Below are 25,364 nucleotides of genomic sequence, written 5' to 3'. Positions count from 1 at the left end.
CCCAAAGGGCAGCGCCTGTTTGGCATTTATGCTGCGTTATCGCCTATATAATGGGAATAACCACACCACATAGGCTCTGCCTTGCCTAAATACCAAACAGACTGCTGCAAGTTTAACCTTGAAAGGTCAACAGACCCTAATATCAATAATAAGCATGTTCACGCTCGAAAAAACACATTAAACAGGTTACATTGAGGCAGTACAGAACGCAAAACTTAATCAGCCAAGGAAACGCAATGAGTCTAAAACGTATTAGCCAGTTTTTTAACCCAAGCTCTGTCGCTGTTATTGGGGCATCAAACACCGCCACTCGTGCAGGTAATGTGGTTATGCGAAACTTACTGCAAGGTGGCTTTAAAGGGCCAATTATGCCCGTTACACCCAATCATACAGCGGTGCATGGCGTGCTGGCTTATCCTAGTATTGAAGCCTTACCCAAAGTGCCTGATTTAGCCGTTATCTGTACCAATAAAAACACCTTAATGAAAATTATTGAGCAACTAGGAACGCTTGGCTGTCATAGTGCCATTATTATTGCGGATGGCTTAACCACAGTTCAAAAAATGGCACTCAAAGAGAGCGCAGCTAAGCATAAAGTCACCCTGCTTGGCTCAAATTGCTTAGGGTTACTTATTCCGCATATAGGCTTAAATGCAAGCTTTTCTCATACTGTTGCCACGCCAGGTAAACTGGCTTTTGTATCGCAATCTGCAGCAGTTTGCTCAACTATTCTTGATTGGGCAAAAAATAAAGAAATTGGCTTTTCATACTTTGTATCTATGGGGGATTGTTTAGATATTGAGTTTGACGAAATACTCGACTTTTTAGGCCGTGATGCTAAAACCAAAGCCATCTTACTGTACATCGATAATATTGATGATATCCGCAGCTTTATTTCTGCCGCTCGAGCAGCCGCATTTTCTAAACCTGTTATTGCTATTAAAACTGGCAGAACCAGCGCAGGAGCTCTCGCCGCTGAAATACACACCGGCGGAAAGCAAAGCTCAGATGCGGTATATGATGCCATGTTTCAACGTGCGGGTATGCTAAGAGTAAACGACTTACGTGAGCTCTTTGCCGCCACCCAAACCTTGGCAATGCATCCTAAGTTACTGCAAGTAGAGCAACTTACCATATTAACCAATGGTGGCGGCCCTGGAGTGATGGCCGTTGATGAACTCATTCAAAGCTCAGGAAAACTTGCTCAGCTCAGTGATGAAACTCGCGAAGCACTTAATAAAGTGATCCCGCATTCAGACACCGCTGCTAATCCGGTCGATATATTTGGCGATTCTGCGCCAGTGCGTTATAAGCATGCGTTAGAAATATTACTAAATGCTAAAGAAGTTAAAAACTTACTGATCATCCACACTCCATCAGCTTTGGCCCCAAGTGAAAATTACGCTCAGGTTATTGTTGAGGCACTAAATAAATTACCGAAAATGGCACGCCCGTATGTAATTACTAATTTTATGGGAGAAGATGCTGCTTTTGCTGCAAGACGCATCTGCGCTAATAACGCCATCCCTACCTATCGTACCCCAGAAGGGGCGGTAGGCGCCTTTATGCACTTAGTAAGCTACCGTCGTAATCAAAAGCATTTAACTCAAACGCCAGAATCAAATACTGACGATGCCACTATTAATAAAGCAGCAGCGAAAGCGACTATAAAAGAGTTTTTAAATGATGAACAACATTACTTATCAACCCATCAAGCAAGTCATATTTTAAGTAGTTACGGCATTGACTGTATTCAAACTGAAGTTGCCTACACTCCAACCGAAGCCAAAGAGCAAGCAATAGAGCTGGGCTTTCCAGTGGCATTGAAATTGATTAGCCCCAGTATTCCCTCTAAGTCTGAAGTCGGCGGTGTCGTACTAAACCTCAATGATGCGCAAGAGGTAGAGCAAACCGCATTTGCCATGCTGTTAAGAATAAAGAACACCTACCCTGATGCCATAATTGATGGTTTTTCATTACAAAAAATGGCACCTCGAGCGGGAGCTAACGAGCTGCGTATAGCCATAAAAACAGAGCCTAATTTTGGGCCGGTTATTTTATTAGGTGAAGCCGGTACAGGGCTTGAATATGCACAAGCCGCAGTCGCTTTGCCACCACTGAATATGAACCTAGCTAAATATTTAATTGCCGCCGCCCATGATAAAGGCGTACTTAAAGATCGTGTTCTGCCAGAAAAAGTAGATAAATATCGCTTGTGTTCACTACTAACTCGAATTTCTCAATTGGTCGTAGAACAACCGGATATCACCTCGTTAGAGCTAAATCCTATTCTAGCTAGTAATGGCCAGTTTTTAGTACTTGATGCCACCATGAATTTGAATCAGTATCAGGCTCAAGCACATCGAAAACGTTTATCTATTCGTCCTTACCCTATTGAACTAGTTGAACAAGTCACTTTAAAAAATAATACCTTAGCAACGCTCAGACCAATCAAACCTGAAGATGAGCAAGCACATCAAGCGTTTGACCAGTCATTAACTAAAGAAGATAGGTATAAACGCTTTTTTGGTGAGTTACCACAATTTAACCACGATCAACTCGCGAAAATGACGCAAATTGATTACGACCGCGAAATGGCGTTTATTGTTACCCAAACACAAGACGAGCAACAGCACACCTTAGGGGTTTCACGAGTGATTATGGACCCAGATAACTTACAAGCAGAGTTTGCTATTGTAGTACGTTCTGATTGCCAAGGGCTTGGATTAGGACGTATTTTAATGAATGCAGCAATTTCTCATTGTAAGCGCCAAGGGGTAAAAACCGTTGAGGGGATCACCCTACCTGAAAACACTGGCATGATTGAGCTGGCTCGTAAACTCGGATTTAAAATTAGTCGTGATTTTGAAGAAGGCAGTATCAATATGTTACTCACATTATAATAATTATTATGCAGAAACTTAGACAAACCATCAACCAAGTATTTGAGTCTTCAGGTAAGTACCAACGGGCCGGTCACTTTTTAGATGCCCTACTAATCACTATTATTATGATAAATGTGGTGGCCATCGTACTCGAATCAGTGCACAGCATTGCCACTGAGTACTACAACGAATTTTTAATGTTAGAGCTGGTATCGGTTGCCATATTTAGTGCTGAATACCTAATACGTGCTTGGACCTGTGTAGATAGAGTAAAATACGCCTCTATGGATTGCTCCAATACACAAAAGCGGATCCGCTATATTTTATCACCACTGGCTATCATCGATTTAATCGCCATTTTGCCAAGCCTGCTAATGCTTTTCTTTGCTTTAGACTTGCGTTTTTTACGCGTACTACGTTTATTAAGAGTATTTAAGCTCACTCGTTATTCACGGGCTATGCAGCTGTTATTACAGGCATTTATTGATGAAGCAAGTTCATTATTGGCTGCATTTTTTATTATGGCAGTAGTACTTATTTTAGCTTCATGCGGTATTTATTTATTAGAACATGACATTCAACCAGACAAGTTTGGCTCAATTCCGGCCGCAATGTGGTGGGCAATGGCAACACTTACGACTGTAGGCTATGGTGATGTTGTGCCAATAACACCCATTGGTAAGCTGTTTGGTGGTGTCATCACTCTAGTAAGCATGGGCATGGTGGCTATACCCACTGGTTTATTAGCGTCGAGCTTTTCAGAGCAAGTTCGTAAACGTCGTCAGTTATTTGAAGATGCCACCCATGAGCAAATAACCGACGGTAAACTCTCCGACGAGCAATTACATCACCTAGAAGATCTTCGCTACAAACTCGGGTTAAGTAAGTTAGAAGCTAATAAAGCAATAAAAGCGGAACTTAATAAACGCAGCTCACATTTATTTTGTCGCCATTGTGGTAAGCGCCCTTAATAACACATACACAAAGCTGAGGCGCTTTAAGCTTGTGAAAATACAGGCTGCCAATCGCGTTCAATGAGCTCAAGCACTTGCTCTTTAGGCACCGCTTTACTGAACAAATAACCTTGAAAGTAGCTGCAACCTTGAGCTTTTAAGAAGGCCAGTTGATGTGCGCTTTCAACCCCTTCAGCAATACACTCTTTACCTAAACTGCTGGCTAAAGTCAGCGTGGATTGAATAATCGCTTCATTATCCGAATCAATACCAATATCTTGCACAAAACTACGATCAATTTTTAATACATCAATGGGGAAGCGCTTTAAATACGTTAATGAAGCATAACCTGTTCCAAAGTCATCCATGTATAATTTACATCCGAGCTGCTTTAGTGCATCCATATTTTTAAGCGCATACTCTGAGTCTCTCATTAAAATAGACTCTGTTATTTCAAATACAATAGCCTCAGGCGGTAGTGCCGCATTACTCAATGCCTGGCGAATTTCAGGCATAAGCTCAGCAAACTCAAAATCAAGTGCCGATAGATTAATTGATAAATATAAATCGGGGTTAACTGTGCGCCAACGCACTAATTGTACAAGTGCTCGTTTAAATGTTTGCAGCATAATTTTGGTAATTAAACCAATATTTTCAGCCACATTTGCAAACTCTTGCGTACTAGCTAGCTGATTTTCAGGCCAGCGTAATAACACCTCAAAGCCTACCGTTCTTTGTGTAGATGTACTAATTATAGGTTGATAGTAATTACAAAACTCGTGCTCATGATACGCTTTGATCAATTGCGACTCTAAATGCAGCGCCCTTTCAATTTTTTGATTCATTTCTTGTTTGTAAAACTTGTAACCACCTTCTAAAGCATCTTTAGCATAATAGAGCGCCACATTTGATGCTTTTAACAGCGCTTTATAATGCGTCGCGTCATCAGGGAAAAGCGCCACCCCAATACTTAGATGAACCTTCACACTTTGGTTATTCATAGCAATGTCTTTACTCACACAATCCATAAGCTTGGTGCATATAAGTAATACTTCTTCTATTTGTTGAATATCTTCAACTAAAATAACAAATTCACCACCACTTAAACGCGCTACGCTATCACAGGGACGCAATGCTATTTTTAAACGATTTGCCACCAGCTTAATGATCTCATCAGCGCTTTCTGTCCCAAATGAGTCATTAAAGTATTTAAAGCGTTTTATATTTACGTGTATTAAAGCGACTTTACTGTGATGGCGACGCGCTTGATCTATGGCATGCATAGCTCGGTCGTTAAACAGAGTTCTGTTTGGCAAACCCGTTAATGAATCGTAATTAGTTAATAAATGTAGCTCATTCTCAGCTGACTTTTGGGCATTAATATCCGTTAAAATAACCACATAACTGCTTAATCTTTGGCTTTCATCCGCTACAGCGCTTATTTTTACTAACACATGGCGCTGTTCCTTATTAGCCAATACCACAGTATCTTCACATGAGAAATGCTCACCTACTTCAAGTTTTTGCATAATGCGTAAATAATCAAAATAGCTACTGCGAGTCATACCTAAATTAAGTGAGCGAGTTGAACGAGGCTCTGCCGATAAAGCAAAAGCCGCTTGTAGCGACTTATTTGAAGCACGTATATTAAAGTTTTTATCTAAAATAAACACCCAATCTCGAGTCTGCTCAAACGCGGCAGTAAATAGTCGAGCGTGTTCTTCAAATGCCATCTCGCGTGTCATATTGGTATACGTACCCGCTACTTTTTGCGGAGTTGTTTCATTCCATTCAACCACTTTGCCAAAGTCTTTGTACCAGCGCCAATGACCTTTGGCATGACGCAATCGGTAAGTACAGTTAAAATATCCTTTGTCAGTTGATAAAAATTCTAACCACTCTAACCTAAAAATAGCACGCTCTTGTGGGTGAACTTTATCTAAGTAGTCATCTAAACTGACTGAGTCTTCCGCATAACCTAATTCGTTGACTAACCTTGGCTGATAAATATTTAACTGATTTGCTTGCCAATCCCATACCCCCGATTCACTCCCCTCTAGCGCAAGCTTTAAGCGCGCCTCGCTATCTTGGCTTTCTTTGTGTGCAGCTAATAAAATACGCTGTATTTTGTTACGTCTCATCACCCATGCAGTCACTACAGTGATCAACAAAATAGCATAAAGTGCTAAAAAGTAAGGGGCCCGCCATAACGGGTATTTCACTTTAATATTTAACGTTGCTGGCGGAGTATACTCACCCGTCAACGGATCCTTTGCCCAGACTTTTAACTGGTAGCTACCGGGGTTTAATTTAGGAAACACCACGCGATTATTACGGGTATAACTTTTTTTACCTTTATCGAGCTGATATTCATAAATAATACGTTCTTGAAAACTGAATGACATCGCTGAGAACGCAATTTCAAGCCCTATATCATCATGATTTAAAATAATATTTTTTAATGGCTGTTGTAAGTTAATCGACAAATTTCGAGACATTAAATTAATGCGAGTAATGTTGACATGTTCTAACAAACCTTGGCTATTTTTATTCTCTTTGGGATCAAAATAGGTAAAGCCTTTAAGGCTACCATAGGCAATTCGTCCATCATTTAATTTTGCCATAGCACCACTATTAAATTCAGCAGAAAGCACCCCGTCTGATGTAGTAAACTGCTGAAAATGAATAGTGTTAGGGTTTAGTCGCCATATTCCTTTATGACTACTCATCCAAATCATTCCCTCTTCATCTAGCACCATATCGTATAATAGTGTGCCTAATTTATTTTTATCTAAATCAATGGTATGCACTAATTCATAGCTGCTGGCATCAATTCCAATCAAACCAAAGTTAGATAAAGAGAGCCATAGAATCCCTTGCCTGTCTTCAACATACGAAAGAATTCTCACTGCAACATTGTCATGATGTTTGGGTACTTTATAAAGCGTATTTAAACTGAGCTCATCAGGATTAAACTGGTATAACACCCCACCACTAAAAAATAGCGGCCACTTTGGCTGAGAGGGCAACGGCAGTAAAAAGCCATGTGCTAAGAACGGGTCAAATTGGGAAAATTCGCCTTTTAATGGGGTTAAAATCAGGCTATCAATATTATATTTAAACATGCCATGATCAGGGTGAACAAAATATAAATCACCATTTTCTAACAAGGCAATACCATGCATCCAGTCGTTTAAAAATATTTGGTTCTTGGGGCTGGCAGTTTTAGGTTGAGTAAGCTGCTGGGTTTGGGGGTCAAAAATAAACAGCCCTCGGTTTGTTTGTAACCAAAGTTTATTTTTGTAAGGCATAATTTTGAAAATAGTAAATTCTGTGGTTAGTAAATCAACTTTATAATCTTTTAAATACACCGTTGAGGTGTTATTTTTTATATCAACCGCAGTTAAACCATTATGGGTACCTAACCATAACTTATCTTGGAATTGTTTAATTGCCCAGACTGAGTGATGCGAAAATCCATCCCCTCCCAGAGCATTTCCCTCTACATTATAAAACTTATAGTTGTCTCCCGATAAATAAAAAGCACCATCAGTTTTAGTCGCAAGCCACATACCGCCTGATTTATCTTTTACCATATCAATAATGCTGGTATCGGCAAGGGTGTATTTACTTTGTTGAATACGTTTATTTTTAACCACCGTTTTGGTGGTCAAATTAAAGCTGAGCAGACCTTTGTCTGTTGCTAAATCAAGAACCCCCTGCTGATTATCTATATCCCAAACATTTAAATCAGCCAGCAGCTTTTCATTTGTAAATGACTGCTCATTATTATTAAACAATGCCTCTATATTGCTAATATCAACAGCGTATAAACCTTTAACAGCCCCAACCAATAACTGATTACTATCACCCAGTGCAAATGACTTCACATTGTTTTGATAGATGTGTACATCGGTTTCGCTTAAATGCTCTAGAGGGCGTACTTGTTGCGTTGCAATATTAAATACATAAGCACCGTCTGTACTGCCAATAAAGATATAGCCATTGTAATGAAACAAGGTACGTACAAATGCATTTTCAAATTGCTCAGGCAGCTTAAATAAAGGAGTAATAGAGCCACTGGCTATATCAAGTTTTGCAAACACTCGCCCTTGTCCAATCCACAAGGATTTATCATCTGTGGCCAACATAGTAAAAACAGACTGCTGAAGAATTTGCTCTTCTGTCACCGGCTTTTTTAGATACTGCTGATAGGTATTTGTTTGCGGGTCATACCTGAAAAGCCCCGCTAACAAGGAAGCAATCCAAATTTTTCCTTCTGGATCTTGGTATATGCGATCAATAATGGTCTCTTCTAACTCACCATTTGGGCCATTAATTGGAATAACCTGATAGCCGTCGTAGCGATTTAACCCTCCTTCAGTAGAGAGCCATAAATAGCCATTATTATCAATAAGCATAGTATTAACGTAGCTTTGAGATAACCCTTCGCTCGGGGATAGCCTTTTTACTTGCGCTGTTGCAGCGAGGCTTATAAGCATAAATAGCACAAACATGGCTGTGATAAACCTATTAATACAGATGCCCATGTGTTTCCTATGCTGATTTAGGGTTGCTGATATTTCAATGCAATAATATTGCGGTGCTTGTATGCATCAAATAGCGTTAATAACTCAGGAGTATATGTTAACACCTGGTTAAAACCAAGTGCCTGATAAAAATCAGTAATATGTTGGTAAGCGAATGTGTAAACAACGTCGGTTTGCTGATTTAAAAGCGTGCTTAACAGCTTTGTTGCAACACCAGTTGAGCGGTATTCAGGGGCCACAAAAACAGTCGATAAAAATAAAAAAGTCGGTTTATGTTGTAAGCGGCACGCCGCAATCATCGTGTGGTTATCGTATGCGACCCACAGTTGGTCTTGTTTATTTGCGCGACCGCGAACTTTATGTAAGGTATAAAACTTATTTATTAAGGGCGTTTTAACTGGTTCTAATTGTTTTATAACAACCATAGCAACTAAACTCTAACTTAGCATAAGTGCCAAATATTGCTCAAACTTTTGCTTTAAAAAACCTTGCTCCGCAACAGGACGACTATGCAGGGTGTCATAAACTTGTTCACGCGTTTTCTTGCCACGCTTAATTTGATATGCCCAAAATGAAGCTTCGTAGTCTAACTGAATTTGATACTTTTTCTCTCGTGGTAAATCACACAGGTTATAACTCATATTACCCCTTTCACTGGCCCGATAAAACTTAGATTATACGTTTAAACTTATAATAAACTAACTCTGTAGCGAATAAAAAGAATCTGCCGTAAATAATCCAAGGGGCTCAATAATTGTTAAAGATAGACCCTGCTAGATTATGACTAGAAACTGGGCAAAAGACAGCCAATTTGTTATTATACCCACCTACTCATTTGCCTCTAATAGACTGGAAATACTGACGTGTTTAAATACTCTAAAGGACTACTTGTATTAATAGGTTTAGTTTTTAGCAATCCGTCATTTGGCCATAGTTACAGCTATACATTTAATCGCCCACAGAACACCCAGCAAGCAAATTATACTATTGAGCTATTACAATTAGCGTATGCAGATATAGGCTTTAAATTAAATATTATCGATTTTAATCGTCAAAATGCATTATTTGCGGCAAATAATGGCATGTTAGCTGGGCAACTTGCTCGTGATATTAGTATTGAAAGTGCTTACAAAAACTTAATTCGAGTTAATTACCCGTTATTCAAATTTAATCTTGAGCTTTATAAGCACTGTGAACCCAGCTCTACTAAAACAATGGATAGCGTTGCTATTATAGCCAGCTACCCTGTGCAACAACGATATTTAGACAGTATTGATTTTCAAGGCGAGGTTATTGAAGTAAAAAATAATACCACTCAATTAAATTTACTGATCCAGCAAAAAGTAGAAGCTGCATTACTGATTGATTTTGCGATGGCCAATAAAACTATTCCTCCTGCTTTAGGTTGCTATGAAAAACAAGTGGTTGCTACCTACCCGCTTTATCATTATTTACATAATAGCCATGCGAGTATTGCTTTGCAGCTTGAGACTACACTTAAGAAATTACACAACAATGGCACGGTAGCTAAACTCAGGTCAAAGTACAAACTACAATTTTAAAAATCAAAGCCTTGCTGCCGTGTTGGCGAAGCGGTTTGCTCAGCTTTATTTTTTTGCTGTAAATAACGTTTATAGCGTTGTTGGCATAGGCTCAATACTTTCTTTTTTTGGGCATTGGTTAACGAATTCCACGAAAATCGCTCATCACGACTGCGATAACATCCTTTGCAGTAGCCTCGATTATTAACCAAGCAAATACCTTTACAAGGGCTAGGAATATCAAATATTTCAATTTGTTGCATCAAACCCCCAGTCTAAAAAAGCATAGCTTGAGTATAGCGCTATTTTTGTGCAAAAAAAAAGCAGCCAATTAATTGCTGCTTTTATCTTAGCTGTTAATTAATGTTCACAGCTTTGTTCATCTACTTGTGTTTTTCTATGATACGGTTTGGCGTACATCGCTAGTACCAAAGATCTTAATTCTTCTGGCACTTTTTCTAAACGCTCTGCAAATTGTGCTGCATCATTTTTATTTATAACCGCTTCAGTACAACCACCGGCAATATAATTGCCTGGGTGCAAATAAAACGAATCAATTATTTGCTTATCAATGGTTTTTGCCAATTCATCGGCACTATCGCAATCTGACTGAATAGGCTGGCCAAACGATAAGTGCACATGCCCTTTGGCTGAACTAAAACCTTCAACAATGCTAGCAATATCTTCACCCGCCGATTTCACATATTTACCATGATGCTGTTTATGGTAAAGCTCTTTTGCCTTAGCTATTGCACAGGGTTCATATTGGTAAGATATTGCAACCGGCACCACTTTTAGTTCTTTAATGTATTCGCCAAATTCTTTCTTTTGTTTACGTCCATTTAGTTGCAGCATTTTTAATAGTGCGGGATCGGTTTGATCTACACCATCTTTGGCACGGCCTTCTTTTTGAGCAATCCAAATAGAATGCCCACTGCTGAGTGAGTCATAAATATAAGCCGATAACTGAGTCAGCGCTTTTAACATCTCCTTTGGAGCTTTAGCTGAGCGTTTTACAATAAAACTTTTATTTAAACGCATAAGCTCAGTAATGTATGGGATTTGCAGTAAGTTATCACCAATCGCAATTCTCACGGTTTTCATTTTATGCTGAAAAAGGCCCCAATTAACCAATGCAGGATCGAGTACAATGTCTCTGTGGTTTGAAACAAAAAGATAGGCTTGATCAGGGTCTAACGCCTCTAAGCCCGAAAAAGTAACGTTTGATGTGGTGCGGCTTACTAATTTATTTAAGTAATGTGCAACTTCATTTTGTACATCTTCAACTGTTTTAACTTTGCCCCATTTTTTACGCAACTGATGCTTTATTATAGCGCGTGCTAAAAACCCAACTGCGGATATAAAGCGTGGCAAATTATACTTTGCTATCACATCAAGAAACGCATTATCGTTAATTAATCGCGTTAATGAGGCGGCAACTTCATCGTCATTGTAAGGTCTTATATCTGCGTACTTATCTTCTAGTTCTATCATTTACTGCATCTACAAAGTTAAAAACGGCGCGCAAAAACGCCCCGTTATGTCTGATTTTGATTATAACTCAAGCAAAAATACGAAACTAGCAATACTAAAGTTCGATTTACTGAGTTTTCATAGCGTTATAGTTTAGTACTGAGCATCATTGCCAGATTAACCGCTCATGTGTATAAACTATAGCTATTAATTATAAATTCAAATGGATAGACCTTACTAATAGCACTTTGTTCAAGTTAACTTAGCAAGGCAGTTGGTCATAATAACATGCAAGTTAACCCTCAGTGGGCAGACCACATTTAAATATGACTTTACTCCTGTTAATGTGAACACAATAAGCTAAGTCTAAATAAATCTATAACATTCAATTAAATAATGATCTTTTTATCTGCGTACAGAGGTTACTCCCTCTCTAACACATACACATATTAGGACACACCGTGAATATAACAATTCTTGATAACGCAACACTGGCAAACACGTCACTGGATGGTATTTCAGCACTTGGAGAGCTCACAGTGCATCAGCTAACTAGCCCTGAGCAAGTATTAGCGCATAGCCAAAATGCAGAAGTTTTAATCACCAACAAAGTGGTGATTAATCGTGACACTATGATGCAATTAAAATCATTAAAGCTCATTTGTGTTAGTGCAACGGGTACCAATAATGTTGATTTAAATGCCGCGAAAGACTTAGGCATAGCAGTTACTAATGTTGCCGGTTATTCGACCCCTTCTGTTGTTCAGCATACCTTTTCGTTGATCACTAACTTATTAGGTAATACTCACCGCTATCAAGCAGATTGTCAGCAAGGCGCGTGGCAAAAAAGTGAGATGTTTTGTCGACTGGATTACAACTTTAATGACATCCAGGACAAAACATTAGCCATTATTGGTGGTGGCACTTTAGGTAATGCAGTATCTAAAGTGGCTGAAGCGTTTGGCGCCAATGTAATTATTGCAGAGCGTAAAGGCGCGGCGTGTCGCAACGGACGCACCCCGTTTGAAACAGCAATAAAAACAGCGGATATTATTAGCGTTCACTGCCCACTTAATGATGAAACGCGCGACTTAATTACGCTTAATGAATTAAAAATGATGAAACCAACTGCGCTAATTATTAATACCGCACGCGGTGGGATTATCAATGAAGCTGACTTAGTAGAAGCATTAAAAGCCAATATTATTGCCGGTGCGGGCGTTGATGTACTTACCAAAGAGCCCGCTGAGCTGACCAATCCTCTGGCTAATTATACGGGTGATAACTTACTACTTACCCCACATATAGCGTGGGCGAGCACTGAATCTATCGTGCGTTTAGTAAAAGAAGTGAGTTTAAATATTACAGCATTTAGTCTACACGAGTCGCGTAACCGCTTGGTTTAATGCCATAAAAGTAACTTAGTCAAAATTACTAAAAAGTGGCTTTTTAGATTTATATTTTAAAAAAGCCACCACCCCACCAAACACAATAAAAACAAGCCATTGATTTTTAAGAGTTTAAAAACTGGCCTAGTCTTTGCTATATTGTCTTTAATTAATCATCTAGGGTAATAAAAAATGAAAAAAACACTTTTAATCGCTGCACTTACCGCTCCTTTTTTAACGGGTTGTGTAATCGCTGTATCAGATGGCGAAGCAGAGGGTCACTGGGCAGGTAATAGCTCTTCAAGTTGGCAAGCAACACATAAAAACAATCGTGAAATCATTTCAAGCTTGGCAATGGATAGCTCGTATCAGTCGGTGTTAAACCAACTAAAAACACCTAACTTCACTGAATTGTTAAAAAAACAGGATGATGTTTACCAAGTCTTGTTCTACGCAACGCACAGCATTCATTCAGATGGGAAAATGACCAAAGATGAATGCACACCGCTCGTTTTCAAAAATGATAAATTAGTGGGTATTGGTAGCTCAGCGTTATTGATGCTAACAAATTAAGCTCTCGAAAATACTATTGGGCGCTAATTTGATTGCGCCCTGACTTTTTAGCATTATATAAACCTGAGTCAGCCTCTTCTAATAACGCTTTCTCGGTGTATGCTTGACTGCTCTCACTTGAGGCAATTCCAATACTAATAGTAATGTGTGAAGCATTTAAAGATGCGTTGTGTTCTATATTCAAGTCATTAATAGCTTTGCGTAATTTATTAGCAAACGCAATAGCGCCTTGCTGATTGGTTTCTGGTAATACTGCAACAAACTCTTCACCACCATAACGGGCAACAAAATCACTGCCACGTTCACATTGCGCCACTAATGTTTGCGCCACTGCTTTTAAACACTCATCGCCAGCACGATGACCGTAGTAGTCGTTATAGCGCTTAAAGTGATCAATATCGATAAGCAGTACACACATGGAGGAATTATTACGCTTACTTCTTCGCCACTCTCGTTCTAAGTTTTCATCTAAATAACGTCTGTTAGGTATTTCTGTTAAACCATCAATAGACGCAAGCATTTCTAATAAATCGTTTTTTTGCTTAATGAGTAATTGATTACGTACACGCACTTTAACAATAGAGGCACAAAATGGCTTAACAATGTAATCCATTGCGCCTAACTCTAAGCCTTTTGCTTCGTCTTCATGAGAGCTATTCGCTGAGATAAAAATAATGGGGATTGTATGGCTTAGGCTGCTTTCTTTAAGCTCCACCAGCACGTCGTAACCATTCATGCCTGGCATCATGATGTCTAAAATAATTAAGTCTAATTGTGTGTGCTTAACAAATGCCAACGCCTCTTCACCACTAGCCACTAAGTAAACCTCATGCTCGTCACTTAGGGTTTTTTCTAAAATGATTCGGTTAAGCGCATCGTCATCTACAATTAATATTTTTGCTTTATTTATCATTACTTACATCTAAACTTTTTATATAAATTTGCACTTGCTCTAACTGTATTATTAATTCTTTAATTGCAGCTGCAGCGTGATCGCTGTTCGCTTTTAATACTTGCTCAGTATGTTGAGCACACAATAATAATCGGTTAAAACCTAAATTTCCTGCTATCCCTTTTAAACTATGCACTAAGCGTACCATTTCAATACTAGGGTTGTTGTTTTGAAGCTCAGCTGAATATGATTCACTTAATGTCGCTAACTTGTCTAACATACTGTGCAGTACAGAGTGATCATCGTCAAACTGAGACAAAGCAAAGGCTTTATCGAAAAAACATGGCGTAGCGATGCCAAGGCTTGCGATTGCTGTAAATAAAACTGGCGCAACCACAGGCTTAGTTAAATGTTTATTCATCCCACCATTAAGTGAGCGCGCAATGTCGGCTGGTTCACTATGCGCGGTTAATGCAAAAATAGGTAATTGCTGAGCGTCAAACTGTTGGCGTATTATTTCAGTCGCTTGATAGCCATCAATTTTGGGCATTTGAATATCCATTAAGACTAAGTCGGGGCGTAAGCTACTTACCAATTCAATCCCTTTTTGCGGGTCATTGATCGTAACAACATTTACTCCAGCTTGACTCAAAATACTGCTAATAATATCGAGGTTCAATGGATTATCGTCTATCGCTAACACTAATATTCCTGAGACTGTATCACGCGGTTTTTGTGCTTTGTTTTCAATTGCCTTCACTATTTTTTGCGTGCTCAAATTAAGTAATCGCTGTGCAAGTGCGCTTGAGGGTAAGAACTGGGTAATAAGGAAATCATTTATTGGTGGCTGTTCGTCTTGATTATCTGTAATAACAACAACCGAAATAGCAGCTGTACGCAGTGTTGCTTTTATTTTTGGTGTTAAAAAGGCCGACAGCTCACACGCATCAATGATTATTGTGTGCGCTTGCAGCAAATATTCTGGTTCAGCGATTACCCTATTAAGCGTTTGGTTATTAATAACAGGATGCGCTTTAATTACTTGATTAAGTAACGTACTTTTAGCGCTAGTAATTACTAATAACTTATTTTCATCACGAGTAACTTTGTTGGTATCGGTCGCTAAATCGAGCGTAAAGTAAAAATAGCAACCTTGTCCTTTATCGCTATCAAGTGAAATTTCCCCGCCCATTAATGCCACACTGTGTTTTACTATTGCCAGCCCTAAACCTACTCCTTGATGCTGACGAGTGGATGACTCATCGCCTTGGGTGAAGGCATCAAATAAACGGCGTTGATCGGCTTGAGCAATCCCCTCACCTGTATCTATAACCCCAAAACAGATACGCTGTAACTCATTACGGCTACTTGGCTGTAACTGCATTTTTAATGTCACGTTGCCTGTAGGAGTAAATTTAACAGCATTGGTTAATAAGTTACCTAACACTTGTTGCAAACGAATGGAGTCGCCAACTAAAAAAGGGGAAATATGTGGGTCAATATCAACTTTTAGCTGTATCTGCTTTGCTTGGCATAAAGGCAAAATTAAGCTTTCGCAGGTATCAATCAAATCAACTAGGCATAAAGGCGCTAATTGCAGCGTTGCTTCATTACTTTCAACACGCGCAAAATCAAGCATACTATTAAGCATTTGTAATAAATTATTGGCTGCATACGTCGCTTGGCTGGTCAGTTGCACTTGTCGCTGCGTTAATCCATGCTCTACTAACATGTCTAATAGCCCTAGTATGGCATTGAGAGGAGTACGTATTTCGTGGCTCAAATTAGCAATAAAGCGACTTTTAGCCAAGGTGGCTCGCTCTGCATCATCTTTGGCTTTCGTAAGCTCAGTAACATCTTGAATATGAATAACATAATATAGCGGCTGAGCATTTTCATTCCAAATTAATGACATACTCAACTGCAACCAAGCATTTAATTGAGTATGCGCAAAAGTTAAATGAAACACTTGTTTTTTGTTTTGTAATAGTTGCTGCAGCAAGGCGTCGAGTTCTTGCCACTGCGTGTCACTAAATAGTTTACCAAACGGGGTATCTGTTAATTGATGATGTTTGGTAAACAGTTTTCGCGCGGCTTTATTAACCTGTAAAATAGCGTACTCTAGTGAAAGTAAAAACACCCCATTGGCAGCAAATTCAATGGCACTTCTAAATTTAGATTCCGACTCTTTTAATGCATATAAAGTATGTTGCTGTGCAGTAATATCGCGACCAATTCCCATTGTGCCTAGCAATTGGCGCTGTTCATCATAAAACGGAGCAATCGTTAACTGATAGGTTTGCTTAGCAACGTCTATACGCTGCTGAATTTGCATTTTATGCTGTAATGCTTGCTGCTCCAGCCGCTGGATTTGCTCGTAGCTGCGACTAATGCTATGCATATTTTGACCAATAAGTTCGCTTTGGCTCTTACCTATAAACTGCTCAAATGCTTTATTACACCCTAAAAAGGTGCCGTCTGTATTTTTAAAATATATAAAGTCAGGCACGCTGTTAAGTACTGTATTTAGCAGGGCTAAATGTCGCTCTTTTGCTTGGTCACTATGTTTTAATTTTTCAGATTTGAGCTGCACCTGCTCATCTAACTTTTTATTAGCATTTTGTAATGAAATAACTAAACGTTCATTTTTCGCAAAAATAGCTTTCACCTTAGCAAACCAAGGTTGCCAATTTAATGGTACTTTGTAATTTAAATAACCCGTGTTGTCATCGTTATGATGTTCTAAGTAACGCATTAGCTCTGTCATAGGCCTTATAAATATACGCTTGCTTAACCAAAAAAAGACATAAAACATCAAGCATAAAAATAATGCTAATGAAATAAACTCCAACACCACTTCTTGCACAAGGCTACTGGTAAGCATTTGCTTATCAGCAAGAAACCCTAAATGAATCGGAGTCTGATCTGAGGGTTGAATTAAAAAAAGCGGTTCAGACAGGGCCGTAAGCTTTGATGAGCGCGTATTAATTTGAGGCCAGTATGCCGAAAAATTTATCGCTTGGTTAATTGACTGCTGTGAACTGGCAATAATTTGATTTGCTTGATTAATAAAAACATACTCACCTTGCTTAGAGGTGATTTTGTTTAACCAACCAGAGATAGCCTGCAGTTCATAAATTAAAACAATATAATCAGAGGAATTTAGTTCACGCTGTCGCCCAATCGCAAAATATGCCTTATTACCTAAATTGATGACTGCACTCGAAGCCAATTTCTTTGATGACAGTAAGGGTTTAAAGTCGCCATTCAATAGCGGAGTAAATATATTATTTCGTGTATTGTCGCGCCGAGTTAAGTATGCAAACCCTCGTTCATCAACATACGCAATAGAATGCACAGATGAAAGCAGCGCTAAAGTGGTATTAAAAGAGGGTGCAAGCGATATAACCTGCTGCCATTGTAAAAGTGCCGACTCAGAATAACTAAACTGACCTTTACCTGCAATTTCACCGTTTAAATGTTCAAATTGGCGATAATAATAATGCTCATATTGGTTAATGTTTTCTGTAAGATTATAATTTTCTACAAGAAAAGTTTGCTTGTTATACATAACAAACATTGCATCAACCAAGTCCCCCATTGCTTGCATATCATGATCAAGCTGCGCAGATAATGCATTAAAATCAGTGGTCTTTTTTGTTATTGCACGTTCCATTTTTATATTATAAAAATGCAAACACAAAAAAGAGGCCACTAACAAAGGCAGTGCTAGCGCCACAAAAACAGAGCGATGATAATGTTCTAACGGTAAAAATTTCAACAAGTTACCTAATTATTGGCTCAAAAATCAAACTGTAGACTATCGAGCCAAGATGTTAAGCGCAAGTTATAAATTCTCCTCGGCAAATGACGCTAGTCGACTTCTTACTACACCATTAAGATTAACAGTAGCGCCGCCTTCAAAGTGCTTAAATCGCTCCACAATATAGGTAAGTCCAGAGGTAACCGCGGTTAAATAGTTACTGTCTATTTGTGCTAAATTTCCGGTACAAATAAGTTTAGTTCCTTCACCACAACGGGTAATAATGGTTTTGAGCTGAGAAGCCGTTAAGTTTTGGCTTTCATCTAAAATCACCACCGCATTTTGAATGCTTCGCCCACGCATAAAGTTCACCGATTTAAACTGAACATTGGCTTTTTCCATAATGTAATTACGGCTTGAAACAGGGTTCTCATCTCCTTTATGCAGCACCTCTAAGGTATCAGTTATTGCAGCCAGCCAAGGTGCCATTTTCTCTTCTTCGGTGCCAGGTAAAAAGCCAATCGATTCGGCAATTTCAGGGGTGTTTCGGGTTACAATCACTTTATCGTAAACACCTTTTTCAATCACCATCTCAAGTGCACATGCAAGCGCGAGTAAGGTTTTACCACATCCCGCAGGGCCGGTTAAAATAACAAGTTCAATAGAAGTATCGAGCAGTGCATCTAGTGCCATTGCTTGGTAAATATTTTTTGGCTTTATTCCCCAGGCGCTTTGATGCATTAGTCGCTCTGCACCAATATCTTTAATGGTAATATGCTCACCATCGTAAGATTTGACTCTAGCGGCAAACTGATCGCCATCATCAAGTAAATACTCGTTACAAAACACATCAGGAATCAAATCTTTAGGGATATGATGAACTGTTTCACGCCCGTGTTGTTCAGTATTACACTCGCCAACATGCTGCCAAAAATCACCTGTAATTTTTTTATAACCGCTGGTAAGTAAGGCGATATCGTCAATAAGCTGATCGGTACGATAATCTTCAACATATTTAAGCCCCGCCCCTTTGGCTTTTAAGCGCATGTTGATATCTTTAGTAACCAGTATGACTTTTTTATCACTGTGCTGATTTTGTAAGTGCACCGCGCAATTAATAATGCGGTGGTCGTTTTCATTGCCCGGTAAGCCGGAAATAGAATCGGCAAATAAATGGTCATTTACAATCAGTAAGCTTCCCGTTAATCCGCCTTGTTTATTACTTGGTAGCGCAACCCCTTGTAACATTTGCTCGGGAGAGGCCTGACTGAGCACTCCATCAAGTCCACGAATTGCCACTCGGGCATCGCGACTTACATCGTGTTTTCTATCTTTAATGTGATCAAGCTCTTCCAATACAGTCATTGGAATAACCACTTGGTGTTCTTGAAATGACAAATACGCGAGGGGTTCATGAAGCAATACATTGGTATCTAGCACATACATTTTACTATCAAGGTTCGAAGCTTTTTCCATAGCACTTTCCTTACGTTTTATGATTTTTATGCTATACCCAATAAACTAATCAGTGTGACTAATAAACTTGATTAATTACTTAGGTATAATTTGAGTTTAGTCTATTTGTCATAAAAGTCTGTTTTATGACAAATATCATTTAGTTTGAATTTCCTACAAAATCGGCGCACTAATCAGTGCTTATAGATAGGAATAATTCACACTTATAAAATTAATTAAAAGTCAGGCAAATAGCGCCTTGCAGTGGTGTTATCTAACAGGTAACATAGCCGCCTTTTTCTTCATAGACGAGACATACATGAATTTTTCCTTAGGTCAGCGTTGGATCAGTGATACAGAGTCAGATTTAGGATTGGGCACCGTTGTTGCCATTGATGGCCGCCAGGTCAGCATTTTATTTCCTGCCAGTGGTGAAAACCGTGTTTATTCTTCTGCAGAAGCTCCGGTAACCCGCGTAGCATTTAATCCTGGTGATGTGATCCGAAGCGTTGAGGAGTGGGAATTACAAGTTGAGTCAATTGAAGTACAAGGCGAATTACTGTGCTATCACGGTGAACGTATTGATAACGGTGAAAAAGTACAATTAAAAGAGACCTTTTTAGACCATTTTATTAAATTTAATAAACCACAAGACCGTTTATTTGCAGGCCAAGTAGACCGCTTTGATCGATACACTTTGCGCTACCAAACTTGGTTACACCAATTTGAACGCCAACAGTCACCTATTAAAGGTTTAATTGGCCAACGTGCCAACCTTATTCCGCATCAGCTTTATATTGCCCAAGAAGTAGGTAAACGTTTTGCGCCACGTGTACTACTTTCTGATGAAGTAGGTTTGGGTAAAACCATCGAAGCTGGCATGATTTTACACCAACAAATTATTACTGGTCGCGCCAGCCGTGTGCTCATTGTGGTACCTGAGAACTTGCAGCACCAATGGTTAGTAGAAATGCTACGCCGTTTTAATTTACGTTTTTCTATTTTTGATGAAGAGCGCTGCGACGAAGCGTTTGCTGATTCACCTAACGTATTTGATACCGAGCAACTGGTGCTTACCAGCCTTGAGTTTTTAACTAAGAAAAAACGTTGGTTTGAACAAGCTACGTTGGCCGACTGGGACTTATTAGTCATTGATGAAGCCCATCATTTAAGCATTAACAACAATAAACCTAGTGCCGAATACCAACGTATGGCTGAGCTGAGTCAAGACATTCCGGGGCTAATTTTATTAACAGCAACGCCAGACCAACTGGGTCATCGTAGCCACTTTGCACGCTTACAACTGCTCGACCCAGATCGCTTTTACGACTACGACGTATTTAAAGAAGAAGAAGCAAACTACAAAGATGTAGCCGAAGCTGCTAACCAACTACTGCAAGAGCAATCATTAGATGATAACGCTAAAGCAACCTTGATTGAGCTATTAAAAGAAACGGATATCACCGATATTCTTGAAACAGCACAACAAGGCGACCTTGAAGCACGTAAAGAAATTTTAAATATGCTTTTAGACCGTCACGGTACTGGCCGCATCTTATTTAGAAATAGTCGCAGTGGTATTGATGGTTACCCAAGTCGTAAATTACACGCCTACCCTATGGCTTTACCTAAGCAATACAAAACAGCAATGACTGTACTAGGTAATATGAGCGGCATTCAAAATGCTGAACTCAGTGCACAGCGTGCACTTTTCCCTGAAAAAATATTTCAAGAGTTTGAAGGTGAAAGCGCCAGTTGGGGTTTATTTGACCCGCGTGTAGATTGGCTGATCGAAACGCTAAAAACTCTCAAACGTGAAAAAGTATTACTCATTTGTGCTAAAGCCGAAACCGCAATCAGCCTTGAGCAAATATTACGTGAACGCGAAGCAATTAAAGCCTCGGTTTTCCACGAGGGCATGTCGATAATTGAACGAGACCGCGCCGCGGCGTTCTTTGCCGATGAATACGATAATGCTCAAATATTATTGTGTTCTGAAATTGGTTCAGAAGGCCGTAACTTCCAATTCTCACATCATTTAGTGTTGTTTGATTTACCGCTCAACCCAGATTTACTTGAGCAACGAATTGGTCGCTTAGACCGCATAGGACAAACACAAGATGTGAACATTCATGTGCCTTACTTTGAAAATACGGCACAGGAAGTGTTATTACGTTGGTACAACGAAGGCCTAGATGCATTTGAAAGCACTTCAACCACAGGACAGTTATTATATAAAGAGTTTAGCGAAGACTTACTTGAATATATTGCAGCTCATAATTGTGACGAAGATGAACTAGACCCATTGCTTGAGCAAGTAGCACAAAAGAATGCAGTATTACGTAAGCAAATGGAAAGTGGCCGAGATCGCCTACTAGAACTGCATTCATCAGGGCAAGGCGCTGCTGATTCACTCGTAGCTGACATTGAAAAACTCGATAATCAGTTTGAGCTACCAAGTTACATGATCAATGTGTTCGACACCTTTGGCGTAAGCCAAGAAGATAAAGGTGAAAACACTATTATTTTAAAACCCACTGAGCATATGCTTAACGCGTCATTCCCTGCTTTAAAAGAAGATGGCATGACGGTAACATTTGACCGTGATACCGCTCTTTCGCAAGAAGATGTGCACTTTATCAGTTGGGATCACCCTATGGTGCAAGGCACTATGGACATGATTTGCGATGATGACTTTGGTAGTGCGTCAGTGGCGTTACTTAAAAACAAAAAGTTACCACCAGGAACATTCTTTGTTGAGCTAATCTTTGTTGCCGAGGCGATGGCACCAAAAGTACTGCAAGTGGGCCGCTTTTTACCGCCTACGCCTATTCGTATTTTACTCGATAAGAGCAGTAATAACTTAGGCGAAAACGTTGGCTTTGATGGCTTTAATCAACAGTTATCTGCGGTAGGTCGCCAAACAGCAAGTAAATTAGCCGGTGCATTACAAAGTGCAGTTCATCCGATGATCAACACAGCAAAAGACATGGCGCAACAAAAGCTGGATGTTATTCGTGCAGAGTCATTAGCTAAAATGCAAACATCGTTGAGTGAAGAGCAACAGCGTTTAGAGGCACTGAAACAAATAAACCCAAATATTCGCCAAGAAGAAATTACTTTTTACGACAAACAACGCAATGAGCTAACCGCACATATTGAAAAAGCGCAGTTAAAACTCGATGCAATTCGTTTAATTGTGGTTTCGCACTAGAGGATATAGCTGTCAGTCGTTAGTTAAAGGTCAACTAACGTGTGCATTGAAAAAGCGCGATATTTATATCGCGCTTTTTACTTGAGCCTTTGCGCTCGCTCCACTAAAATAGCGCACTTCAAAATCACTGAGGTCTGCCGTGTTAGTTAATTACAATCCCCCTATGAGCCCGTATTTAACTATACTGTTTCAAGACGATGATTTACTTATTGTAAATAAGCCTAGCGAGTTACTCACCGTACCAGGTAAAGACCCAAAACATGCCGATAGCTTAATTAATCGCGTCAACCGTGTTTTTCCTACGGCTAAAATTGTTCACCGTTTAGATATGGCTACCTCAGGGATACTTTGCTTGGCAATGAACAAAGCCGCTCACCGCCATTTAAGTATGCAATTTCAAGAGCGTGAAACGGCAAAGCGTTACATTGCGCGAGTTTATGGGCAACTTGAAAGTGAAACGGGCTCAGTTGACTTACCGCTTATTTGTGATTGGCCGAACCGTCCTAAGCAAATGGTTGATCACGACAATGGCAAGCCCTCGCTTACTCATTTTAAAGTGCTTAAGCGCGAAGCACAGGCAACCCGTGTAGAGCTTACTCCTATTACTGGGCGCTCCCACCAGCTGCGAGTACATATGCTAAGCTTAGGCCACCCTATTTTAGGCGATCGTTTATATGCCCACAAAGACGCACTTGCTGCGGCTCCTCGCCTACAGCTGCATGCACAAATGCTACAACTCAAACACCCTTTAACAGAGCAAGTACTTACTTTTGAAGCTGAACCCGAGTTTTAATACGGATTAATCTTTTAGTTATTTGCAGTAAATAGCTAAACTTTAAGAGTGCTACGCCGATACATAAATAAGATTTAAATTAAAAGCTTATTATGTTTATTACGCAGATGTTTAAAGTCATTATTACTACTCTTTCGCTTGGCTGTGCATTAATCAGTTTTCAAGTGCTTAGTGCTGAGTATATCGCTCCTCCTCCCTTTTCAAAAAATATTGATGCGGATATCTCTCGCCTAGCCCAAAGTGATGAAGTAAAGTCTATTTTAGCTGGTGATACTGAGTTTTTAACTTTATACAGTGAATATATGAGCGCCGACTTTAGAGGGGTGGTCATACTAATTCCTGACTGGCAATCAACGCCCACAAACAATTCCGGCATGAACTTTTTGCGTAAAGAGCTGAATAATCATGGGTACACTTCTTATGCGATGACAGTTCCTGATATAGATTGGCAAGCAGCCAAAGATGACACAGCAAAAACGATTAATGATTCTGTGGGCACAAATAATGAAACAGCCAACGCAAATACTGAGCCTGGCACCAGCACACAAAAACAGCCTCATCATGCCGACTATGTTGAGCAAGTAAATACCGAGGTCGTGGATAACTACAAGTTAAAACTGCTCGCTCGCTACGAAGCTTTGTATCAGCAGGCAGCAATGGAGTCTGACAATATTGTTGTTATTGCACAAGGCACCAGTGCTGGGGTGTTGTTGGAGCACTACGCTGAATTTGCAGACTTAAAAATAAACGCCTTCATTAGTTTGAGTAGTTACCTTCCTAATACAAAACGCAATGCCAAGTTAAGCCAAATAACATCCTTGGTCACCCCTGCTTTGTTGGATATTTATTTTGCTACAGACAGTAATGATATCTTAATGAACCTTAAAAACCGTCAGCGTTGGGTTAACCGTAATGCAAAGTTTGATTACCGCCAGCGCCAGCTATTTGGATTGCGCGACGCGCCACAGCAACATGCACGCTTGAGCAAAGAAATAGACGGTTTTTTACGCCGCCTTTTTTAAATACTCGTAAGCGGCTTGAATATCTTGGCTTTTTTTAACTGCTACTTCCATCATGTGCTTAGGTAAACCTTGCGATACCAGTTTATCAGGATGGTGCTGAGCCATGAGCTTACGGTACGCTACTTTAATATCACGTTGCGACGCGCCTTTATTTAGCCCTAACAAGGCCAATGCCTGCGAGCGATTCATATCATTACTTGGCGGTACATGATGTCCTGAGCCTTCTCGGTAACTACTACTTTGACTTTGCTGCTGCCTAAAGCGCTGTTGTTGCTGCCTAAAATTAAACTCTGCTTGATAACGTTTTAGTACAAAGGCAAAGTGTGCTTTAGATACCCCCAACTGCTTGCTTACTTCTTGCAGTAATTGCTTTTCTTGCGCGGCAAGCACGCCATCAGAAAACGCCATTTGAATTTGAATTTCTAAAAATAACTGTAGTAAATCGTAACGTTTAGCAAAACGTTCTTTAAAGTCATAAACCGTGTCTTTGAGAGAAAAGTCGCTATCTTTACCCGATTGAAATGCCTGCTGCGCTTCACGGCGCTCTTCGCCTTTTAAGCCCATTTCATCCATAAATAGCGTCGCAGCTTTAATATGGGTTTCGCTTATTCGTCCATTTGACTTGGCGATATGCCCCATTACTGCAAAGCAGCTAGAAAAAAACAGTGCTTGGCGCTCGTTAACATCATCGCCTTTAAAAAGGTTAGAGAAGCCGCCAGCCTGATCAAAGTCTTTCTTTAGACTTTTATCAAACATATGGCCTAGGTATAAGCCTAAAATAGCGCCAAATATTTTGCCAAACATAAAACCAAAACAGAAACCGAGAATTTTTCCCCACATTTTAAAACTTACCTCTAGTGTT

At 39.7% G+C, this 25,364-nt stretch carries 17 protein-coding genes; 8 read left to right on the top strand and 9 right to left on the bottom strand.

The features are described 5' to 3' along the window. Window positions 1-236 precede the first annotated feature (236 nt). On the top strand, window positions 237-2,903 hold the full coding sequence (locus CWB76_RS16860) for a bifunctional acetate--CoA ligase family protein/GNAT family N-acetyltransferase (protein WP_138609148.1): 2,667 nt from the start codon (window positions 237-239) through the stop codon (window positions 2,901-2,903). Between the two features lie 8 nt (window positions 2,904-2,911). Then, window positions 2,912-3,856, top strand: coding sequence for an ion transporter (locus CWB76_RS16855; RefSeq protein ID WP_138609146.1), 945 nt, complete (start codon window positions 2,912-2,914; stop codon window positions 3,854-3,856). Between the two features lie 26 nt (window positions 3,857-3,882). On the opposite strand, the gene CWB76_RS16850 is transcribed toward CWB76_RS16855, so the two are convergent. The 3 genes from CWB76_RS16850 to CWB76_RS16840 are packed head-to-tail and all read right to left on the bottom strand — an operon-like array spanning window position 3,883 to window position 9,029. Next, a complete protein-coding gene (locus CWB76_RS16850) occupies window positions 3,883-8,388 on the bottom strand; it encodes an EAL domain-containing protein (RefSeq protein WP_138609144.1) in 4,506 nt (1,501 codons plus the stop codon). Window positions 8,389-8,405: 17 nt separating this feature from the next. Further along, a complete protein-coding gene (locus CWB76_RS16845) occupies window positions 8,406-8,813 on the bottom strand; it encodes a GNAT family N-acetyltransferase (protein ID WP_138609142.1) in 408 nt (135 codons plus the stop codon). 12 nt (window positions 8,814-8,825) lie between these two features. After that, the gene (locus CWB76_RS16840; protein WP_138609140.1) at window positions 8,826-9,029 is read right to left on the bottom strand and encodes a DUF3283 family protein; all 204 of its coding nucleotides are present in this window, start codon (window positions 9,027-9,029) and stop codon (window positions 8,826-8,828) included. A gap of 222 nt (window positions 9,030-9,251) precedes the next feature. Here CWB76_RS16840 and CWB76_RS16835 point away from each other — a divergent pair, with 222 nt between their 5' ends. Then, window positions 9,252-9,950: a transporter substrate-binding domain-containing protein gene (locus CWB76_RS16835; protein ID WP_138609138.1), complete on the top strand. Its 699-nt coding sequence runs from the start codon at window positions 9,252-9,254 to the stop codon at window positions 9,948-9,950. On the opposite strand, the gene CWB76_RS16830 is transcribed toward CWB76_RS16835, so the two are convergent. After that, a complete protein-coding gene (locus CWB76_RS16830) occupies window positions 9,947-10,192 on the bottom strand; it encodes a DUF1289 domain-containing protein (protein WP_138609136.1) in 246 nt (81 codons plus the stop codon). The genes CWB76_RS16835 and CWB76_RS16830 overlap by 4 nt on opposite strands. A 97-nt stretch (window positions 10,193-10,289) precedes the next feature. Then, window positions 10,290-11,423, bottom strand: coding sequence for a 1-acyl-sn-glycerol-3-phosphate acyltransferase (locus CWB76_RS16825; protein ID WP_138609134.1), 1,134 nt, complete (start codon window positions 11,421-11,423; stop codon window positions 10,290-10,292). Window positions 11,424-11,863: 440 nt separating this feature from the next. Here CWB76_RS16825 and CWB76_RS16820 point away from each other — a divergent pair, with 440 nt between their 5' ends. Both CWB76_RS16820 and CWB76_RS16815 read left to right on the top strand, forming a co-directional pair. Further along, entirely contained in the window at window positions 11,864-12,808 is a 945-nt protein-coding gene (locus CWB76_RS16820) for a D-2-hydroxyacid dehydrogenase (RefSeq protein ID WP_138609132.1), read from the top strand. 174 nt (window positions 12,809-12,982) lie between these two features. Then, entirely contained in the window at window positions 12,983-13,363 is a 381-nt protein-coding gene (locus CWB76_RS16815; protein ID WP_138609130.1) for a DUF3192 domain-containing protein, read from the top strand. Between the two features lie 13 nt (window positions 13,364-13,376). Here CWB76_RS16815 and CWB76_RS16810 read toward each other — a convergent pair whose 3' ends face one another. From CWB76_RS16810 to CWB76_RS16800, 3 genes are all read right to left on the bottom strand, one after another. Beyond that, on the bottom strand, window positions 13,377-14,276 hold the full coding sequence (locus CWB76_RS16810) for a GGDEF domain-containing response regulator (RefSeq protein WP_138609129.1): 900 nt from the start codon (window positions 14,274-14,276) through the stop codon (window positions 13,377-13,379). After that, window positions 14,266-18,036 (bottom strand): PAS domain-containing hybrid sensor histidine kinase/response regulator, encoded by a 3,771-nt coding sequence (locus CWB76_RS16805; RefSeq protein WP_171039648.1) that lies wholly within the window; start codon window positions 18,034-18,036, stop codon window positions 14,266-14,268. Before CWB76_RS16805 ends, CWB76_RS16810 begins: the two co-directional genes overlap by 11 nt. A 66-nt stretch (window positions 18,037-18,102) precedes the next feature. Beyond that, window positions 18,103-19,494, bottom strand: coding sequence for a PhoH family protein (locus CWB76_RS16800; RefSeq protein WP_010391619.1), 1,392 nt, complete (start codon window positions 19,492-19,494; stop codon window positions 18,103-18,105). Between the two features lie 298 nt (window positions 19,495-19,792). Between CWB76_RS16800 and rapA the strand changes: the two genes are divergently transcribed. The 3 genes from rapA to CWB76_RS16785 all read left to right on the top strand — a co-directional run bounded on the left by rapA (window position 19,793) and on the right by CWB76_RS16785 (window position 24,502). Continuing rightward, window positions 19,793-22,687 carry an RNA polymerase-associated protein RapA gene (gene rapA / locus CWB76_RS16795; protein ID WP_138609125.1) on the top strand — a complete coding sequence of 965 codons (2,895 nt, stop codon included), beginning with the start codon at window positions 19,793-19,795 and terminating at the stop codon, window positions 22,685-22,687. 139 nt (window positions 22,688-22,826) lie between these two features. Continuing rightward, a complete protein-coding gene (rluA, locus tag CWB76_RS16790) occupies window positions 22,827-23,480 on the top strand; it encodes a bifunctional tRNA pseudouridine(32) synthase/23S rRNA pseudouridine(746) synthase RluA (protein WP_138609123.1) in 654 nt (217 codons plus the stop codon). A 92-nt stretch (window positions 23,481-23,572) separates the two neighbouring features. Beyond that, complete coding sequence (locus tag CWB76_RS16785) at window positions 23,573-24,502, top strand: DUF3530 family protein (protein ID WP_138609121.1); 930 nt, start codon at window positions 23,573-23,575, stop codon at window positions 24,500-24,502. On the opposite strand, the gene djlA is transcribed toward CWB76_RS16785, so the two are convergent. Next, on the bottom strand, window positions 24,485-25,342 hold the full coding sequence (gene djlA, locus CWB76_RS16780) for a co-chaperone DjlA (RefSeq protein WP_138609119.1): 858 nt from the start codon (window positions 25,340-25,342) through the stop codon (window positions 24,485-24,487). The two genes, CWB76_RS16785 and djlA, sit on opposite strands and share 18 nt — an antisense overlap. Window positions 25,343-25,364 lie beyond the last annotated feature (22 nt).

Source organism: Pseudoalteromonas sp. S1609 (assembly GCF_005887255.1).
Lineage (GTDB): Bacteria > Pseudomonadota > Gammaproteobacteria > Enterobacterales > Alteromonadaceae > Pseudoalteromonas.
Note: the sequence above shows the minus strand (reverse complement) of the source record. Positions and strands in the feature narration are given on the sequence as shown.

Coding starts and splice junctions, on each gene's coding strand:
- CWB76_RS16855 (WP_138609146.1), top strand. CDS start 2,912: ATGCAGAAACTTAGACAAACCATCAACCAAGTATTTGAGTCTTCAGGT.
- CWB76_RS16830 (WP_138609136.1), bottom strand. CDS start 10,192: ATGCAACAAATTGAAATATTTGATATTCCTAGCCCTTGTAAAGGTATT.
- rapA (WP_138609125.1), top strand. CDS start 19,793: ATGAATTTTTCCTTAGGTCAGCGTTGGATCAGTGATACAGAGTCAGAT.
- CWB76_RS16815 (WP_138609130.1), top strand. CDS start 12,983: ATGAAAAAAACACTTTTAATCGCTGCACTTACCGCTCCTTTTTTAACG.
- CWB76_RS16850 (WP_138609144.1), bottom strand. CDS start 8,388: ATGGGCATCTGTATTAATAGGTTTATCACAGCCATGTTTGTGCTATTT.
- CWB76_RS16785 (WP_138609121.1), top strand. CDS start 23,573: ATGTTTATTACGCAGATGTTTAAAGTCATTATTACTACTCTTTCGCTT.
- CWB76_RS16845 (WP_138609142.1), bottom strand. CDS start 8,813: ATGGTTGTTATAAAACAATTAGAACCAGTTAAAACGCCCTTAATAAAT.
- CWB76_RS16825 (WP_138609134.1), bottom strand. CDS start 11,423: ATGATAGAACTAGAAGATAAGTACGCAGATATAAGACCTTACAATGAC.
- CWB76_RS16800 (WP_010391619.1), bottom strand. CDS start 19,494: ATGGAAAAAGCTTCGAACCTTGATAGTAAAATGTATGTGCTAGATACC.
- djlA (WP_138609119.1), bottom strand. CDS start 25,342: ATGTGGGGAAAAATTCTCGGTTTCTGTTTTGGTTTTATGTTTGGCAAA.
- CWB76_RS16860 (WP_138609148.1), top strand. CDS start 237: ATGAGTCTAAAACGTATTAGCCAGTTTTTTAACCCAAGCTCTGTCGCT.
- CWB76_RS16840 (WP_138609140.1), bottom strand. CDS start 9,029: ATGAGTTATAACCTGTGTGATTTACCACGAGAGAAAAAGTATCAAATT.
- CWB76_RS16810 (WP_138609129.1), bottom strand. CDS start 14,276: ATGATAAATAAAGCAAAAATATTAATTGTAGATGACGATGCGCTTAAC.